This window comes from Citrobacter portucalensis (assembly GCF_023374935.1).
Taxonomy (GTDB): domain Bacteria; phylum Pseudomonadota; class Gammaproteobacteria; order Enterobacterales; family Enterobacteriaceae; genus Citrobacter; species Citrobacter portucalensis.
Genome location: NZ_CP092466.1, coordinates 1243813 through 1259053, shown reverse-complemented (window position 1 = coordinate 1259053; position 15241 = coordinate 1243813). Strand labels below are relative to the sequence as shown.

Genomic DNA, 15241 nt, shown 5'->3' with positions numbered 1-15241 from the left:
TTTTATCCGTGCTTGGGAAAGGCGATCAGGTTGTCGTCCTGGTCCTGATGCTCGGTTTTGGTATTTCGTGCATCACGATCATTCTGATTGCGTTTCTTCTGGTCGCGGCTTTCGCCGTTGGTTGCGTGGGAATGGATCTGGAGGTCACGGCGCTGAGCCAGAATAGTTCGCTGTAGCTCAACAATTTGCTTGCGGAGGTCTTTGATAAGTCCTTCTTCGCGGTCCTCTCCGCGTGTTCGTTCTTCTTTGCGTAAATCCTTACGTAAAACCGTGATATAGAGCTGGTTATTTGCAAGTTCTACAGCTGCCAGAAGGTCGGCAGGCGTCCAGCTGTCCAGAGCTTTCGATCTGATATTGTCATGCCAGAATGGTTCGGCTTTTTTTTCCAAACCTGCATGGGACGGAGGATCGATGGTGTCCACTGCTGCATTTTTCATGGCCTGAACCGCTGCCGCCGAACTGTCGGAACGGGTTCGTTTATCTGCCATATGTCAACACCTTAAAACTAAAAAAACACCTTAAAACTAAAAAAATCGGGTTAGCGTTTAAATCAAACTTTGGCGGCGGTCATTTGGGGCAAAGGTTCTGAAGATTTGATCCCCCCCCCAGCCCAGATACGATTCATTCCTACTTGGCATCATTGCATTTGAAATGATTTCATATGGTATGTAATCGAATTGCCGCTGCTGCGCTATGCCGAATGTTTGTTTACCTGTTCGAGTTTCTGATCACCTTTCCCGTACTCGGTCCACACGAGCCCTGAGACAGTCAGTGTCGGTACGTTCTCGCCTACGGTGTGGGAGAACTGGATAGAGGTAACACTCTTCATCTCCACGCCATCAATCGCCAACTGAACAAATTTACCGTCGCGGTATTCAATGATGAGGTCTTTCATTACGCCCTCCAATGAGACGCAGGATCGAGCGGGTAGCCGTTGGCATCACAGCCTATTACCGCTCCGCTCTTCTCCATTCTCTGTTTCGTTGAGTCATGATGTGCTTTGCACAGTGGCTGCCAGTTATCTTTACTCCAGAACAGGAGCTGTGCTTTCGATATGGCCAGCGGGTTACCTGACTTAAGCGCATCTTTGAGTTTGTGGGGTTCGATATGGTCAACCACCGTCGCTGGTGTTATGCGCCCCTGCTGCTCGCACATAACACAGAGCGGGTGCTGCTGCAGGAAACGCAGACGGGCCTTATCCCATCGGCTGCCATATACGCGGGGCTCTTTGTTCATGCCAGTCTCCATGCACGGCGTCGTTCTGCCCTCGGCTCGTTGTCAGGGTGACGCTCAACCGTCGGGAGATCAGCGTGGTCCACCAGCGAATAACACGGGTATATAACCCTGCCACCGAATGCCTCACCGACTGCGTAATCAGCTGCCAGCGTTTTATTCCATGCGCTGAGCATGCGAGCCAGGCTTCCCTGAGGAGGGCTATAACATACGCCGTGAATCAGCTTGCTTAATACGATGTGGTCACCACAGACGCGATCCGCATCCACCAGCATTCCCGCTATCTCTTTCTGATACTGCGGCGGTCGGCCGGTACCGAGATAAAAGCTCAACATGTCGTCAGGGAAACGCACCAGCCAGTCAGTTACCTTTTCGGTGAATCCCAGCACCAGCAGCGCGTCATCTTCCAGCACGACTACACGGCAAGGTTGCTCAGCAGCCCATTCGATAGCGCGCCGGTGATTCCAGTTCGCACCGTGATTCCCTTCATCAATAAGAAGGTGTGCGCCAAGTTCACCAGCTAGCAAAGCTGCTGAGGCAAAACGGGAATGGTGACCAACTACCACGTACTTCACTTGTGTTTCCAATATGCCACCTCTTTCCCGATGCCATCCGTTTTGAAAACTGTGTGAACCTTAGGGCCTGTGACTATTCGATCACCGAATGACTTTGCGGCCACGCCGAACGCTCCCATATCTACCAGCGTTGCGGGTGCTTTCTCCATCTTCCAGAAGCGATGGCTCTCTATCCGGTAGTAAAGGCGGATGATCGTGTGTGCAAACTCCATGATGTCTGCACGGATGCCACCAAGCAAACCAGCATTAAGCAGTGGTTCATCACGATGCTGCTCGATGAAATCGCTATACGCTTTGCCGTGGTGATTAGTCTTTATCCATTCATCGGAATACGTCTTGTGCTCTGATCCAACGTAAATTTTACCCGACTCCATTTCTGCCCAAGGTTCCCGCAGCATTTCAACGTCAGTACCGTCGGTACACCAGACGAAGCGATATTCAGGATGCGCTCTCAGGTGCTGATAGATATGCAACCAGCGTGCAAAGTACGGGCTCATGCTCACTGCAGGAACTGACACGAGAGTTGCACCTTCCGGCGCTGATGTCAGTTCGTCTGCCAACACTACAGCTTTTGCGCCACGAATAGATCGGGACCACACCTGCAATAATGCCGGGTCGGCGGCCATTTTAACTTTGCGCTGCGGGTCGGGCTCACTTGTCAGGAGCGAGGTTAGCACCACATCATGCTGCTGCCGATACGGGGCAAAGCCTGTATAGCCAATATCCCGGCGGGCGCTGTAGATTACGGCATTTGACTTCGCCAGGCTCTCGCGCTCAGGCCGGGGGATAGAGCGGGTCACCTCTTCATACTCGTCCATTGAGTGAATCAGCTTTTCTGAGCCAGCCACATCAGCGAACGCCCAGGTCGATAACCCGGCGTTGTAGATTCGAAGCGCTAGGTCGGGATGCTCGTACATACCACGACCGTACACCGGATCGAACCCGCCTACCTTCTCAATGGCGCTTCGGTGGTAATACAGCATCACGCCGCGCTGTCCGGTGTAAGCGATGTGCTTATCATCGCGGTACAGCACTGCCATGTCGTTTATCTTGCGAGGACCAGCAAGATCGAGAAACTGATAAGCCAAGTGCGGCTCTGGTGATTCGATATAAGGCAGGTACCAGTTATCGGCAATAGGCCAGGCGTCATCATCCCACAGGAAGAGATGCTCACATCCTGCATCCATAAGCGCGGTCAGGCTGGCGTTCTTCGAGGCGACAATGCCCAGCGATGATTCATGGCGTACCAACTTAACCCCATCAGGAACTATTGCAGCAGGACTTGATCCATCGTCTATCACAACCACCAGCGCACCAGATGGAAGATGCTTCATGTGCTGCTCAATGGCACGCTTAAGCACTTCATGACGATTATGGGTTGTGATTGCTATCCCAATACGTACTTTATTATCGCCTTCTGGTATAAAACGTACCCCGTTTATTAATACTTCCATAAACCACCATCAGAGAGATTATGTTTGGCAACAAAGTCTTTTACTAAATCTCGTAGTTCGTCTGCCTGCTCGATGGTTAATGGCTTGTCTGGATGGATTACAACGTTGAGTTCGGTAGAAGCGCTGGGATTATCTAAATCAATTCGTGGTTGTTTTTCTGAATGTTCATTGCTGAGATTAAATGTCGCAATTACTTTCGGCATTTCGTTTGGCGAAGTTTCTACCACCGTTGAAACCTGACCATCAATAAGCAAGCCACCTACGGCTATTCCATACCCGAAGAAACGATCACCGCGATACAATTTTGCAAGCTGATACTTCATGTGCGTTTCCTTTTAGACGTGAGCCTGTCGCACGGCAAAGCCGCCGAAAGTTTACGGTTTGCCCAGGCTCACAGCTGAAAGACTTTCTTTGATGTGCGCGTGCGATGCGCATAAAAAACCCCGCTATCGCGAGGCTATAGGATTGTTATTTGACTCTCTCACCGAGTCATAAATACGTTCACACGTCATCCCGGCGGCATAGCGTTCGTCAGCGATTCCAGCATAACGTTTAGCTTCTGCTGCAATATCTCCGAGCATGTCGGCGAGCATTCTGGCGTCGGCGTCGGTTGTTTTGCTTCGGACGGTAGCGGCAAGATTTGCGGTGTGCTTTGCGGCGTCCAGGCGGGTGGCAAGTTTTGTTGCTTCGGTGCGCAACTGGCTAACAGTGGCAGACAAGCCAGCAGCAGTGGCAGCAGATTTAGCGGCTTGTGCTTGTGCATCTTTAACGGCCTCATCCCGGGCAATAATTCGCCCTTGTTCAATCATGCGGGCAGCGGTCTGCGCGTTCGCTGTTCGCGATGATTCTGCGCTGTCACGATCCGCCCACTTTTTTTCCCAGCCCCGATCACTCCAGACATTTCCGCCGATGAATGCGACGGATACCAGAAGCGCGGCGATAATGATCTGAGAGCGAAAACTCATAGCAATATCACTCCCACAAACAAGAACCATCCCCAACCAGTCATACCCTTGCATGCGAGTATTCCGGCGACAATGAAGCAGACTGCAGATGGTAAATATTTCACTGGGCTATCCCCCAACACGTCAGCGCGCTTTCCTGGTCTCGTCGTTCTACCTGGCCATAGCAGCCATTTTTCTGGCCTTTGGTCAGACGACAGTCGCGGCCACCGTCTTTAATCCACCAGCGAATAGCTTCACAAGCTCCTTTACGGTCGCCGGCATTGATGCGCTTATAGAACGTGGACGGGTAGCATTTTCCGGGGCCGATGTTATACGGACAAAAAGATGCGATCCCAGCTTTCTGTGGTTCGGTCAGTGGCACCTTGATGTTTCGCTCAACCCACGCCAGCGCCTTGTCGCGTTCTATGGCGTTCACCTTGGAACATTTCTCAGCAGACAGCTTCATGCCCTGAACTACTGGCTTGCCATCAACCATCGTGGCGCCACGACAAATGGTCCAGATTCCGCCGCCGTCACGATACGCTGTCAGGCTGTTACCCTCTTTCTCATCCAGAAACTGATCGAGAATCACGGGCGCGGAAGCCCCCGCAAGAATCAAACCAACGACCGCTGCGCTCAGTTTATTCTTCAGCTTTGGTGGCATAGCCATTGCGCCGATCCTCCCTTTCCTTCCAGCGGAAATACCAGTTCACTGCACAAGTGATAACAGTGCATGCGATACCGACAATAATTGCCCAGTCGCTCAGGCTTAACCCTGCAATTCTGTCGGCCAACATCCAGGACACCTCTTTTGCTGTTTTTGCTGTTTCGGCATATGCCTTCGCTGATACACCGCAGCCGGTCAGCGTGGTTCCTGTTCCATATGAAAGTCTGCTGTAAATGGTGCTCATTCTGGTCATAGCCTCACCTCCGATAGTACGGATGGCGCTGTGTGTGATGAAAGGGGCAGGCTTCACGGGCTGGATTTATCAACAAAGCACGTAGCGGATGATTCCCGTGAGCCTGAATACGAAAAAGGCCACGCAAATGCGCAGCCTATAACCAGAAATCAATATTGTCTTTACATCAATTTTTCTTAAGGTTAAATTCTTCTGACAAGTTGATGAAAGACAACTTGAATATTAGCTATTTGTTCTCTGTTATGCCCGCAACCCAATGCGGGCTTTTTTTCGCCCTGCTAAAAGTTCCACCGTTGTGAGCCTTTTTGCTATGCAATAATGGATGCGTGGTGCCGGGTGTCTCCCGGTGATCCTTTGGCTGACAACCCATGCCTCACGAACATTTCACAACGGGATATAGAAAAGGCCATGCATTTGCATAGCCCTGAAAGATGTTTATGCTTTATTAATTCGCTGGAATATCTGGCATGGCGCGATCCATAGAAGAGCTAATTAACGCCTTAATAGCGTTGCATACCTGATAAAATCCACCCAGCTGAGATGAGACAGAAAAACGGGAGACGTCGTCTCCTGAGCCTACTTCAGCATAAAATGATGAGTTCTCATACCAGAGTGAGATGCTTACGCCCTGCCTGTAGCCACCTGTTAGCGGAGAATCATCAAGAGTGGTTGCAATCACGAAATTCAAGTGGTAACGGCTGTCCATATTGAGTTGGGGGATTAAGACAGGAAAGAACTTCCCCTCCTCCTCCCAAATACCAATGTCCACATAAGGCCATCTTGTTCCGTCAGAACCAGTCCACTCACGAGATGTAAGATCAAGAGAACCTGAATACTCTCGTAGTAGTTCGCTCGCCTTCTCCTGAAGTTTATCCTGTAACTTCCATTGCGCCTCGACCAGTTTAGTGCGTTTTTCTTTCAGATCCTTAAATGTTAATTCCATGCCACTCTCCAGACAACTTTTGAAAGGAATCTGCATAGTAACTCACCCTGAAAGCACATGGTTATATTTCACTTACACTGAGTGCGAAAAGCAAAAACCCCGCCGAATGGCAGGGTTCCAATGATTAGGCTGTGTGTCGAAGTGACGCTCATTACGCTGCTAAACTGTGCTGTTCTTCAATCAGCGGCTGGCGATGATTGCGATCAAATACACCCTTTAGCGCCTCTTTGCGCTGCTCAAAGTGCCAGCCCATGCCAATGAAAACTGTATTGGCCCGCTGCAACTCAGTTACGCAGTGGATCTGCTCCGGCGTCAGGTAGTCACGGATGTTCTCTTTTTTGTCGAGGTCGTGGTAAACACGAAATTTTGCCGCCGTCATACCGAGCGCGATGCGGTTAATCAAATCGGCTTCGTTGCTGAAGTGGTAAGGCTTGATTTCTTTACCCTGCACTTCACGCTCATGCTTAATGGCATCGCTCATCGGGCGATATTCAAGACGGGCGGTGTTGCGATCCATTTTTTTGCCCGCCAGAGCGCCACGCATGCGGAAGAACTCAGCAACCAGTTTCTTTTTGAACTTGCGGACAATATCGTTATTACGCATGTAGGTGATCAGTAGAGTGGTTTGCTGTTCGTTCAGTAGCGCCACTCGACGCTTTTGAAGACCACCGTCAGTTTGAATGGTTCGGATTTCAAATCCGACCCTTCCAAATTCTTCAAGATCAGCCTTGTTACGGTCCACTAACTTAATGACGGTGTCATGATCACGCCCAACCCCGTCAGCAATAGCGACAGTGCTGGTTACAAGGTCGAGTTTTTTAATTTCAACTAATTGCATGGCGTTTACCTTACTTTGAGATGAACCTTTGCCGCACAGGAAATCAGCCCGTCGAGGCTCGCCAGCGCTAACCGACTTCCTCAAAGGCTCATTTCAAATGGATTGGTTCGACGTGATGGATGCGCGGGCGGTGCGCAGGAAATGCGGATACAAAAAAACCCGCAACGTGGCGGGCTTTTCGAGGTTAATTATCTACAGGCGTTATATTCCATAATCAGAAGCATACAGGACAATTTTATGCAAAGTCAACACTAACGTGCAAAAAAGTGTCGCTATTTGCTCCGATCATATTAATAAGTTGTTGCCTTCTCGAATTCTACAGCTGCGTGACGCTCCCCCTGCCGCAGTGTATCCACCAGCATTTCATAGAAGGGTTTCCAGTTGCGTGACCATGAGGATTGATGGAGGTCAGGGAGGCGCTTCAGAATGGCACGGTGTACCGTCGCCGAGGAGATAGCAGAAAATCCATTTCCGCTGCAGCGCTCACAGGTTTTAAACACCGGTGCGCCGCGCTCGCTAGTGGCTTTGCGGTCGAGTACCTCGCCCTTTCCACCGCAACGGCAGCGTGCTTTTATTTCGCCTTTTCCATCGCAAACAATACAGAGCCGTTTCACAAGTTCGCGTTTAATGTCAGTGGCGACAATTTCATCACCATCATGATTGAATAATCCAGGGTACTTAACCACGTCCTCATACTGAGAAATAAGACCACTACCGTTGCAGGTGTGACACATCACGCTGGTCGCCGCCGAACGGGAATATTCAGCAAAAGCAAATTGCGCCAGCACCTGCATACACCATCCAAGCTCACTCCTTGCGGCCTTTCTGACATTCTTTGGTGCTGATTTCATCGCATAACGCGCCAGCGCCTGAACTGCGAGCTGTTCATCCGTTTTGCTGATACCAGCCTTTCCGAAGAACGCCGCCAAGCCGAACCGCGCACGGCTGCTGGTCACTCCGATCCCGGTCATAATGTCTGTACCGTTCAGGCGATTTGGCGATGTGCTTTTCACGTCGTCGCTGATATGCATCCCCTGAGGGCTGAAATGTTTGAGTGATGCTTCCAGTTTCATGCTTTCCCCTCAACGTCCACATTACCCAAAAAATCAGTATTGCCGCCTAACCTGGCGACCTCATTTTTAAGAATGATATTTTCTAGTATCAGCGCCCCGATCTCGTTGTTAAGGTGCGACACCTTATCCTTCATCGCAAAATAATCATCGGGGTTAATCAGCTCCTGAAGCTGACTTTTGGCAAACATGAACCGTTCAAATAAATCCGTATCAACCCCACCGAAATACTCAATGCCATCGTCTTCTTCTTCCTGCTGGCGAACCTGCGATTTCAGGTGCTGATAGTTTTCAATGGCTTCTTTTAAAATTTCGTTTGTCATGCTCAGTACCTCGTAACGTTGCCTGCTTCCCATTCAAGATCCACCTCGCTCTGAGGTTTACCGACCAGATAGTTAAATGGTTGTTTTTCTCCTTCCAGAAACTGGTGTGAACGGGTATCAAAATTTGCGCCAATATCACCAACCCACCCCTCACCTTCGCGTTGTTTGAGCAGGCGAATCATTGAAGCTGGCATCTGGAGCGCTGCCTGCTCATCCTTATCCAGGCTTTCGTATCCCATTTTTTCAGCCTTACGTTGTGCCAGTTCGCGGGGAATGTTGCGCCAGACGGACATAACGTTATCAGGCATATCGGTTAATGCGCCGGTGCCTTTGACGTCCATTTTCCCGGTCGGTGCCGCTTCGTTGGTTTTGCGGGCGTGCGTCACCAGAAGGACGTGACAGTTATGTTCGTTTTTGAAGTCACACAGGGTGTCGATAAATTCTTTCTGTCCGCCGTAGTCCTCTTCATCGAGCCCGCATTTCGCCAGGTTGTCGATAACGAACAGATCGATTCCATACCGACGCCGGGCATAGGCGAAGATTTCCAGCAGACGGTCAGCTTTCGCGGTGCCGGTGAGTTTGAACACCCACAGACGATCGGAGAACCATTCGTTCGTCATAACGATTTCTTCGCGTTTCGGTGATGCGGTACAGATAGTCTGCCGCGTCAGGCGGGCCAACATTTTCCCTGGCTTCAGTTCCAGAGAGGCGATGCACGTCCGAATCCCCTGATTCATAGCAGCAACTGCGATATGGCCAACCAGTTCGGTCTTGCCGTGACCATTCACGCCATTTACCAGCGTCAGTTCTCCGGCGCGAAATTTGAAATTGTAATTCAGCGAGGTCCATGGGCTGGTGAACAAGCCAACATCGCGATGCTCAAACGCTTCTATGGTTTCCTGAAGTAAATCACCTGCCGAGCACAGTTCATCTGGATCGAAAAATTTAGCGCGTTCCATGTGCTCCAGGATGGACTCACTGTCCATGCCGCTCATCAGGCAATCGTTGATATCCTTGTGCGGGAGTTCAACCAGGCGGCAGCGATGCTCGCCAAGTCGTCTGGCAATTTCCTTTGCAGCTTCACGGCCGACATCGTCGTTATCCAGGCAAAGCCAGATCTCCTGAAAGCGATCCAGATTGTGGTACTCATATTCAATCCACTGCTGTTTGGCACCCTTGCCGCCGCCAAAGGGAACAGAAAGCGCGTCGTAACCAAGCTGCGTGAAAGTCATACAGTCAATCTCGCCTTCGCACAGAACAACCAGACGCGTGGATTTGTCCAGGGCCTGCCAACCAAAGAGACATGGCTCGCAATCCGCCTCAGCCATAATTATCTTTTTGCCGTTTGGTCTTTCAGTACCTATGCGTTTTACTTGCAGCAGTTCGCCATTCCGGATGTACGGGAATGCCACGGCGGGTACTTCTCGATTTTCTTCGTGATACCAGACCACCGCATCAGACACACGGAACAGATCCGCCGTCTCGCGGGTGATTCCTCGCGTAGCCAGGTAGTCGTAACAATTGCTCGCTTTTTTGACGCCCTTCTTCGTCGGCCTGGAGAATGTTTTTTTCTTTGCCTCGAAATGGTGATCGTCGTCTTTCAGACCGAGAAATTCTTTTGCCTCACGCATCGCATCATGCAGCTGGCAGTTGCGTACCAACACCCACAAATCAAGCAGATCACCACTGTCGCCGCTGGCGAAGTCTGCCCACGTTTTTTTGCCACCGATGTTAATTTTAAGACTCTTTCCGGCGTCACCGTTGGTATTCCCAACACACCATTCTTTGCCTTCCAGATGACCTTTTGGCAGCAGGTACTTTGCAACCCTTTCGGCGTTGTCCCATAATTTTTCTGAAAGTTCGGCGGGCGTCATGCTCACTCACTCCGTAAATCAAATTTAACAAAACACCATGTCACGAATCCCTCGCTCAGAACGCCGTGATTATATCCAGCCACCAGCACACGCTTGAGGAATGATTTCATGGGCGATAACTCCCGCGCTTAGCTCGTTCAAGGGCTGCGTAGTTAACAAACACTTCAGCGGATCCGTCGGTGGACTGTGTTGCCCAGGATTCCCTGTTCTGCCCGTCGGAACTGTTCGATGTAGCCTGCACATCCTCTGGCGCTGGTTTTTCGTCGTTCCAGCGTTCACCGTTCAGGTATGAGGCCGGCAGGAGTTTGTCGAATCCCATTTGCTGCGCTTTTGCCCGGACCCGGATATCTTCAGCCAGCATTACGGCGAAGCTATCAGGAGTACCTCGGTTTGTTTTTTTCCAGTCACGGTATTTGGTTTTAAAGGCGGATCGGGCCTTGACCTTGGCATCTTTCCTCAGGCCTGCACCCCAAAAAATATTTTCGAAAGCGGCATCGACTGGATCTGGGCCTTCAGCATCATATGATTCTGAATCAGGCTTTCCCTGTGCAGGTTTACCTTTCGACTCGTCAGGTTTATCGCCATCAGTCCGATTCGAATCGGACAAATTAGTTTGATCTTGTTCTTTCTCCTGCTCCTGTTCCTGCTTCTGGCTTGCATGCCCCTTCGAAGCCCCTTCAATTTCCTCCGGGATCTGAACCTCACTACTACGGGAAAAAGTCATATTGAATTGTTTGGAATATTTCTCGTAAAACTCTGAAAGAAATAGGTTATCCGATACTTTGTTGTATTCGTTCTGTACTCCAGTACAGCGCTTGTCTCCGGGTTTCAGCGCCTCGCCGATTTGATGCGTTGCCATTTCGATGACCCACACCATCTCTGAATGCTCGTCGTACTTACAAAACCCGGCTTTAATGGCGCTATTAAGCCCCTTCTTAGCCCCTTCCATGGTTAATCCAGTCTCATGAGACAGGAACGCAAGGGGCATGTAATAAAGACCGATCATATTGGCGTGCGGACTGGTAAGCAGGTACAACGCCACAAGCTGAGACTCTGGCCCAGCCTGACGCAGCTCTTTGCCTGTTCTGCCAATCCAGAAGTGAGGAGACACCTTTCCGTAATCACGCATTTTGCGCCTCCGAGACCTTCGTAAAATATTGTTGGAACTTCCAGACAGGCTGCATGCATTCATGCGGATAATTCTGCCTGGTGAAATACACCTGCTGCTTATCCCGATTCCAGCCGGTGACATGCACAATCACACCGCGCGGATCGCGATAATCGATATCCAATGGCTTAATTTGGTTTTCGGTAGTGATTGAGTGCGACATATCACACCTCATTGCCCGGGTGTGGGAAAAGAGTCGGCAAATCAGGACGCAGTTCATGAGGCTTAACAACTCCATTAACTGCGTTTGAGACTGCTACTGCATGGACAGGAGAAACTTTCTTGACCCCCCTGACCCACTTCCAGACCGCTCCTTGCGTAACGCCAACCTTTTTAGCAAGCGAACTTTGCCCACCAGCAACGTACACGGCTTTCGCCATTGGGGATTCAAAAACCTCATCAGTCATAACAAAGCCCTTAGTATTAATATTAAAGATATAAAATAATACCAAAGGAATAATTAATCAAGTATTATCCGCTTGCCATGGTTAATCCTGTGGTATTAAATATGCACAGAAATCGGAGATACTTAGATGAACACACTTGCAGAAAGACTAAGGCTGGCGATGGCTCATGCCGGGGCTACACAAAGTCAATTAGCGCATAGGGTTGGGGTAAGCCAGGGGGCCATACAAAAACTAACCTCAGGAAAAGCTCAGTCCAGCGGAAAAATCGTGGATATAGCCAAAGCGTTGGATGTAGATCCAATATGGTTAAGCACTGGTGAAGGCACCATGGGGCCCGCAAAAACTCCAGAACAAAGGATGTTTGGTATAGATCCATGGGATAAGCAAACGCCGCTTGAGGATGATGAGGTAGAGGTGCCTTACTTGAAGGATATCGAGTTCGCATGTGGAGATGGCAGCGCTCTTAATGATGATTACAATGGCAAAAAACTTAGGTTTTCCAAAGCAACATTGCGAAAGGTGGGAGCTAATAGTGATGGTGATGGCGTTCTATGCTTTGCTGCACACGGGAATAGCATGGAGCCAGTGATCGCTGATGGCTCTACTGTTGCTATAAACTGCCATGACAAGCGTATCGTTGATGGTAAAATTTACGGCATCAACCAAGGTGGATGGAAAAGGTTAAAAATCCTCTACAGATCTGGGCCAGACAAGGTGACAATCAGAAGCTATAACTCTGATGAATACCCTGACGAAGAAGTAGACATGGATAGTCTTGAGGTTTTAGGAAGGCTGTTTTGGGTATCAACAATCTTCTGATCCGCTACCAAAAAAGCACCAAGCCGACCATAGTGTCGGCTTTTTTATTACTAAAATAATCTTCAATAACAAATACATAAGAAATCTATTATTCTTTTTGTATTAATACCATTGACCTTCAATTAATACTTAAGTATTCTCATTTCATCGGCAAACAACGGAGCCAACGAGATGAATACAACCTCCCAACCAAACCCAGCGAGCCAGGCATTTGATATCCACGCCAAGCTTAAAGCAGCAAATTCACACTGGATTTATTTACGAGCTGCACAGCCTCATCAGAATGATTTTGATTACGAATTTAACACCACTTTTATTGATGGTTTGGAATTCGCTATCTACGAACGTGTAGATAATTATTTTGTTCTGGTTGATTTCTTCAAGTCATATGAAGAAGCATGTGATGATGCTAAAAAAATCATAGATGACCATCCTGATATTAAAAAAATGTTTTCTGTTAGCTAACTAACCAATTAATTAACCAACTCAATTAATCAAAATTAACACCTTTTAGGGTGGTGAAAAACTCACCCTGAGGAAATGAAAATGAAAACTCCCATCGAAATACTCGAAAGTGTCGCAGCTGATATTGTGGAAAACACCTCGTTACTTGAGGTTATTTATCGTAACTACGAGCTTCAGCCAGAAGCCGATAACGCAATTGCATGCCTGATTCGTTCGATGCAGAAAACACTGGATGGTGTTAATGAATACGTCACTATGCTACCCCCGGAAAGCATTACCCGGAACGCCAGTGCCAATAATTCATCCGCAGGAGCAAGCAAGAGATTAACATCTGGCGTGCTTAACAACTGGGCTACAGAAGCCGGAAACTGCAAAATGGCGGTTTGTAATGCGATGGACTGCATTCCGCAGGAATTATCTGCAATAGGAACTCTGACTATCGTTTTTGAAAAGCTCGGCGAGCTACAAGAAGTAATCAGCAAGAAAGCTGAAAAAATAAACTCGTAATTAACAAATAAATAATTAACGCCTTAACTGGCGTGGCATCACTCACCCTGAGGAAATGCAAATGAATATTATCGTCAGAAATGAAGTCGTGAATAACAAAGCCCATCCAGCCAATCAGGATGACGACATTCTTTACATAAACAAAGCCCACAAAACAGCAGAGTGTGCCAATAAATATGCACATGAACTCCGTGCTGAATTTACCCAGTTGCTTATGCCAGCAATCACACGCACTGATGTGAAGGTAGCGGGAAGATTCACCTCATTACTTAATGAGCTTTGCTTCATGACAAAAATGACGATGGAGAACACCTCAAAGGGGGGGGCAATAATGACGTTTCTGAAAGATAAAGCAGCACACAAGACAGCAAAACTTTTCGCCTCTTATGGAAATAGTTATCTGCATATTGCAAACCTTTTTCTGCGCAAGGCTTACGGGCGGTAGTGACAATGAAAAACAACACCATTGAAATTTATCGCCGCCGCATTGCTATTGCGACATTAAATCGAATGAAGCGTAAGACAGGAGGTTATTGCCTATCCGTAAATATGCCCGATAACAATATTCAGGTTATCGAGATTAACGAAGAATCAATGATGAAACTTTTGCTGCGCTTCGAAAAACAGGCTCGGACTGAATTCAACACAGAAGCGGAAACATTTCTTCGCCTGACGTATATGAAAAGTGTCGATATCAATGGACACACCGAATATCTGACCGAAACAGGAAAGATGATTGTTGACGAGATTTTTGCGGAATTAATTAAACACGCGAAAGAGAAATACGTATGTGGAGGGATTAACTAATGGCCTCACAACAAACAATTGTGCATGGAATGCAGATCCCCCCCCCCAGTCCTCAACGTGGATCTGCACGTCCTTCCGGACTTCACCGGGCGTGTTGTTCTTTATATCGAAAACGGTCGTGTCACATGCGATCGCCGGCTGCTTGACGACGAACACATTTGCGCTCTGGACACTTTTATCGAAATGGCTCGCGAAATGGAGCTACGCATTGAAGAGGTTACTTGTGGCACTGACAGCAATTCGAATACCTGAACGCGTACACCTGCAGGCAATGCAGGTCCTGTTGCGATACCGGCGAAAGCGAATATATGCGCGACGTATGCGAAGGACCGGATATCTCAGCCTGAAGGTTAATCCGCGCTGGAGGCTGTTATCGAAAGACGATGGCCGGAACTGGGAAGTAATGAGTCATGAAAAATATTCAGGGGAAATAAAACGATGATCGACAACCGTACCGCCAGTGCCATTGACCTGGCGTTTCAGATTCACCATACGCCTGTGGGCAACCTGTTCGTCGCTATGCGGCATGGACGCATGAAGCGCTGCTTCAGCCGCGATACGGCGATCCGCTATCTGGCGTTCTTCATGACCACCTGGGCATTCGAGGCATCGGGCTTTATGTGCCGCCATCCTGATGTAAAGGTCTGCCATCCGGTACACGGAGAAGTATGGGAGCGCGGCGGCGTCACGAAAGAGTATCACTTCGCCCACCAGCGCTGCGTTCGCCGGCTGCGCCGCATCTTTGCCCGTAAGCGCGATATGCAGAAGTGGTGCGAAAAATGGGATGCCATGCATGACCGCTACGTGAAAGAACGCGAAGAACTTCAGTCCAGCAAACCAGCAGAGGTACGTAATGGATCGCACAGCATTTAACCCCGAACCAACGTCAACCGG

At 49.0% G+C, this 15241-nt stretch carries 24 protein-coding genes and 1 pseudogene; 8 read left to right on the top strand and 17 right to left on the bottom strand.

Features of this window, described 5'->3' with window-relative positions; translation table 11 throughout:
• Window positions 1–2: 2 nt before the first annotated feature.
• The 17 genes from LY264_RS06060 to LY264_RS05980 form a co-directional block, all read right to left on the bottom strand.
• Window positions 3–488, bottom strand: coding sequence for a terminase (locus LY264_RS06060; RefSeq protein WP_249457530.1), 486 nt, complete (start codon window positions 486–488; stop codon window positions 3–5).
• Between the two features lie 203 nt (window positions 489–691).
• Window positions 692–895 (bottom strand): hypothetical protein, encoded by a 204-nt coding sequence (locus LY264_RS06055; protein WP_249457527.1) that lies wholly within the window; start codon window positions 893–895, stop codon window positions 692–694.
• The gene (locus LY264_RS06050) at window positions 895–1236 is read right to left on the bottom strand and encodes an HNH endonuclease signature motif containing protein (protein ID WP_191599703.1); all 342 of its coding nucleotides are present in this window, start codon (window positions 1234–1236) and stop codon (window positions 895–897) included. The genes LY264_RS06055 and LY264_RS06050 overlap by 1 nt, the downstream gene beginning before the upstream one ends.
• Complete coding sequence (locus LY264_RS06045) at window positions 1233–1823, bottom strand: hypothetical protein (RefSeq protein ID WP_249457673.1); 591 nt, start codon at window positions 1821–1823, stop codon at window positions 1233–1235. The genes LY264_RS06050 and LY264_RS06045 overlap by 4 nt, the downstream gene beginning before the upstream one ends.
• On the bottom strand, window positions 1805–3262 hold the full coding sequence (locus LY264_RS06040; protein WP_249457525.1) for a glycosyltransferase family 2 protein: 1458 nt from the start codon (window positions 3260–3262) through the stop codon (window positions 1805–1807). Before LY264_RS06040 ends, LY264_RS06045 begins: the two co-directional genes overlap by 19 nt.
• Window positions 3250–3585, bottom strand: coding sequence for a hypothetical protein (locus LY264_RS06035; protein WP_194210743.1), 336 nt, complete (start codon window positions 3583–3585; stop codon window positions 3250–3252). The genes LY264_RS06040 and LY264_RS06035 overlap by 13 nt, the downstream gene beginning before the upstream one ends.
• Window positions 3586–3708: 123 nt before the next feature.
• A complete protein-coding gene (locus tag LY264_RS06030; RefSeq protein WP_249457671.1) occupies window positions 3709–4227 on the bottom strand; it encodes a DUF2514 domain-containing protein in 519 nt (172 codons plus the stop codon).
• 100 nt (window positions 4228–4327) lie between these two features.
• A complete protein-coding gene (locus LY264_RS06025; RefSeq protein WP_249457522.1) occupies window positions 4328–4876 on the bottom strand; it encodes a lysozyme in 549 nt (182 codons plus the stop codon).
• The gene (locus tag LY264_RS06020; RefSeq protein WP_001568784.1) at window positions 4848–5126 is read right to left on the bottom strand and encodes a phage holin; all 279 of its coding nucleotides are present in this window, start codon (window positions 5124–5126) and stop codon (window positions 4848–4850) included. Before LY264_RS06020 ends, LY264_RS06025 begins: the two co-directional genes overlap by 29 nt.
• A gap of 445 nt (window positions 5127–5571) precedes the next feature.
• Window positions 5572–6069, bottom strand: a complete 498-nt coding sequence (locus tag LY264_RS06015; protein ID WP_000423994.1) for a hypothetical protein — start codon at window positions 6067–6069, stop codon at window positions 5572–5574.
• A 151-nt stretch (window positions 6070–6220) separates the two neighbouring features.
• Window positions 6221–6907 (bottom strand): Rha family transcriptional regulator, encoded by a 687-nt coding sequence (locus LY264_RS06010; RefSeq protein ID WP_058671176.1) that lies wholly within the window; start codon window positions 6905–6907, stop codon window positions 6221–6223.
• A 290-nt stretch (window positions 6908–7197) separates the two neighbouring features.
• Window positions 7198–7980, bottom strand: coding sequence for an antitermination protein (locus tag LY264_RS06005; protein ID WP_058671177.1), 783 nt, complete (start codon window positions 7978–7980; stop codon window positions 7198–7200).
• On the bottom strand, window positions 7977–8300 hold the full coding sequence (locus tag LY264_RS06000; protein WP_058671178.1) for a hypothetical protein: 324 nt from the start codon (window positions 8298–8300) through the stop codon (window positions 7977–7979). Before LY264_RS06000 ends, LY264_RS06005 begins: the two co-directional genes overlap by 4 nt.
• A gap of 2 nt (window positions 8301–8302) precedes the next feature.
• Window positions 8303–10174, bottom strand: coding sequence for a toprim domain-containing protein (locus tag LY264_RS05995; RefSeq protein WP_058671179.1), 1872 nt, complete (start codon window positions 10172–10174; stop codon window positions 8303–8305).
• Window positions 10175–10280: 106 nt separating this feature from the next.
• The gene (locus tag LY264_RS05990) at window positions 10281–11303 is read right to left on the bottom strand and encodes a hypothetical protein (protein ID WP_058671180.1); all 1023 of its coding nucleotides are present in this window, start codon (window positions 11301–11303) and stop codon (window positions 10281–10283) included.
• Window positions 11296–11505 carry a DUF4222 domain-containing protein gene (locus tag LY264_RS05985; RefSeq protein ID WP_023306765.1) on the bottom strand — a complete coding sequence of 70 codons (210 nt, stop codon included), beginning with the start codon at window positions 11503–11505 and terminating at the stop codon, window positions 11296–11298. Before LY264_RS05985 ends, LY264_RS05990 begins: the two co-directional genes overlap by 8 nt.
• A gap of 1 nt (window position 11506) precedes the next feature.
• Window positions 11507–11749: a transcriptional regulator gene (locus LY264_RS05980; protein ID WP_047400055.1), complete on the bottom strand. Its 243-nt coding sequence runs from the start codon at window positions 11747–11749 to the stop codon at window positions 11507–11509.
• Window positions 11750–11875: 126 nt separating this feature from the next.
• Here LY264_RS05980 and LY264_RS05975 point away from each other — a divergent pair, with 126 nt between their 5' ends.
• The 8 genes and pseudogenes from LY264_RS05975 to LY264_RS05940 all read left to right on the top strand — a co-directional run bounded on the left by LY264_RS05975 (window position 11876) and on the right by LY264_RS05940 (window position 15220).
• Window positions 11876–12568 (top strand): XRE family transcriptional regulator, encoded by a 693-nt coding sequence (locus LY264_RS05975; protein WP_023296237.1) that lies wholly within the window; start codon window positions 11876–11878, stop codon window positions 12566–12568.
• A 171-nt stretch (window positions 12569–12739) separates the two neighbouring features.
• Complete coding sequence (locus LY264_RS05970; RefSeq protein WP_032610623.1) at window positions 12740–13033, top strand: hypothetical protein; 294 nt, start codon at window positions 12740–12742, stop codon at window positions 13031–13033.
• Between the two features lie 81 nt (window positions 13034–13114).
• On the top strand, window positions 13115–13540 hold the full coding sequence (locus tag LY264_RS05965; RefSeq protein WP_249457519.1) for a hypothetical protein: 426 nt from the start codon (window positions 13115–13117) through the stop codon (window positions 13538–13540).
• 61 nt (window positions 13541–13601) lie between these two features.
• Window positions 13602–13985, top strand: coding sequence for a hypothetical protein (locus tag LY264_RS05960; RefSeq protein ID WP_182294292.1), 384 nt, complete (start codon window positions 13602–13604; stop codon window positions 13983–13985).
• A 5-nt stretch (window positions 13986–13990) separates the two neighbouring features.
• Window positions 13991–14347: a hypothetical protein gene (locus tag LY264_RS05955; protein WP_249457515.1), complete on the top strand. Its 357-nt coding sequence runs from the start codon at window positions 13991–13993 to the stop codon at window positions 14345–14347.
• Window positions 14347–14599 (top strand): annotated as a pseudogene (locus LY264_RS05950) (hypothetical protein). Before LY264_RS05955 ends, LY264_RS05950 begins: the two are co-directional and overlap by 1 nt.
• Window positions 14571–14789: a ParE family toxin-like protein gene (locus tag LY264_RS05945; protein WP_136397979.1), complete on the top strand. Its 219-nt coding sequence runs from the start codon at window positions 14571–14573 to the stop codon at window positions 14787–14789. Before LY264_RS05950 ends, LY264_RS05945 begins: the two are co-directional and overlap by 29 nt.
• On the top strand, window positions 14786–15220 hold the full coding sequence (locus LY264_RS05940) for a hypothetical protein (RefSeq protein ID WP_071684375.1): 435 nt from the start codon (window positions 14786–14788) through the stop codon (window positions 15218–15220). Before LY264_RS05945 ends, LY264_RS05940 begins: the two co-directional genes overlap by 4 nt.
• Window positions 15221–15241 lie beyond the last annotated feature (21 nt).

Bases quoted from the DNA above. Each gene is read 5' to 3' on its own strand.
- LY264_RS06060 (WP_249457530.1), bottom strand. From the start codon at position 488: ATGGCAGATAAACGAACCCGTTCCGACAGTTCGGCGGCAGCGGTTCAG.
- LY264_RS06055 (WP_249457527.1), bottom strand. From the start codon at position 895: ATGAAAGACCTCATCATTGAATACCGCGACGGTAAATTTGTTCAGTTG.
- LY264_RS06050 (WP_191599703.1), bottom strand. From the start codon at position 1,236: ATGAACAAAGAGCCCCGCGTATATGGCAGCCGATGGGATAAGGCCCGT.
- LY264_RS06040 (WP_249457525.1), bottom strand. From the start codon at position 3,262: ATGGAAGTATTAATAAACGGGGTACGTTTTATACCAGAAGGCGATAAT.
- LY264_RS06035 (WP_194210743.1), bottom strand. From the start codon at position 3,585: ATGAAGTATCAGCTTGCAAAATTGTATCGCGGTGATCGTTTCTTCGGG.
- LY264_RS06030 (WP_249457671.1), bottom strand. From the start codon at position 4,227: ATGAGTTTTCGCTCTCAGATCATTATCGCCGCGCTTCTGGTATCCGTC.
- LY264_RS06025 (WP_249457522.1), bottom strand. From the start codon at position 4,876: ATGGCTATGCCACCAAAGCTGAAGAATAAACTGAGCGCAGCGGTCGTT.
- LY264_RS06020 (WP_001568784.1), bottom strand. From the start codon at position 5,126: ATGACCAGAATGAGCACCATTTACAGCAGACTTTCATATGGAACAGGA.
- LY264_RS06015 (WP_000423994.1), bottom strand. From the start codon at position 6,069: ATGGAATTAACATTTAAGGATCTGAAAGAAAAACGCACTAAACTGGTC.
- LY264_RS06010 (WP_058671176.1), bottom strand. From the start codon at position 6,907: ATGCAATTAGTTGAAATTAAAAAACTCGACCTTGTAACCAGCACTGTC.
- LY264_RS06005 (WP_058671177.1), bottom strand. From the start codon at position 7,980: ATGAAACTGGAAGCATCACTCAAACATTTCAGCCCTCAGGGGATGCAT.
- LY264_RS06000 (WP_058671178.1), bottom strand. From the start codon at position 8,300: ATGACAAACGAAATTTTAAAAGAAGCCATTGAAAACTATCAGCACCTG.
- LY264_RS05995 (WP_058671179.1), bottom strand. From the start codon at position 10,174: ATGACGCCCGCCGAACTTTCAGAAAAATTATGGGACAACGCCGAAAGG.
- LY264_RS05990 (WP_058671180.1), bottom strand. From the start codon at position 11,303: ATGCGTGATTACGGAAAGGTGTCTCCTCACTTCTGGATTGGCAGAACA.
- LY264_RS05985 (WP_023306765.1), bottom strand. From the start codon at position 11,505: ATGTCGCACTCAATCACTACCGAAAACCAAATTAAGCCATTGGATATC.
- LY264_RS05980 (WP_047400055.1), bottom strand. From the start codon at position 11,749: ATGACTGATGAGGTTTTTGAATCCCCAATGGCGAAAGCCGTGTACGTT.
- LY264_RS05975 (WP_023296237.1), top strand. From the start codon at position 11,876: ATGAACACACTTGCAGAAAGACTAAGGCTGGCGATGGCTCATGCCGGG.
- LY264_RS05970 (WP_032610623.1), top strand. From the start codon at position 12,740: ATGAATACAACCTCCCAACCAAACCCAGCGAGCCAGGCATTTGATATC.
- LY264_RS05965 (WP_249457519.1), top strand. From the start codon at position 13,115: ATGAAAACTCCCATCGAAATACTCGAAAGTGTCGCAGCTGATATTGTG.
- LY264_RS05960 (WP_182294292.1), top strand. From the start codon at position 13,602: ATGAATATTATCGTCAGAAATGAAGTCGTGAATAACAAAGCCCATCCA.
- LY264_RS05955 (WP_249457515.1), top strand. From the start codon at position 13,991: ATGAAAAACAACACCATTGAAATTTATCGCCGCCGCATTGCTATTGCG.
- LY264_RS05940 (WP_071684375.1), top strand. From the start codon at position 14,786: ATGATCGACAACCGTACCGCCAGTGCCATTGACCTGGCGTTTCAGATT.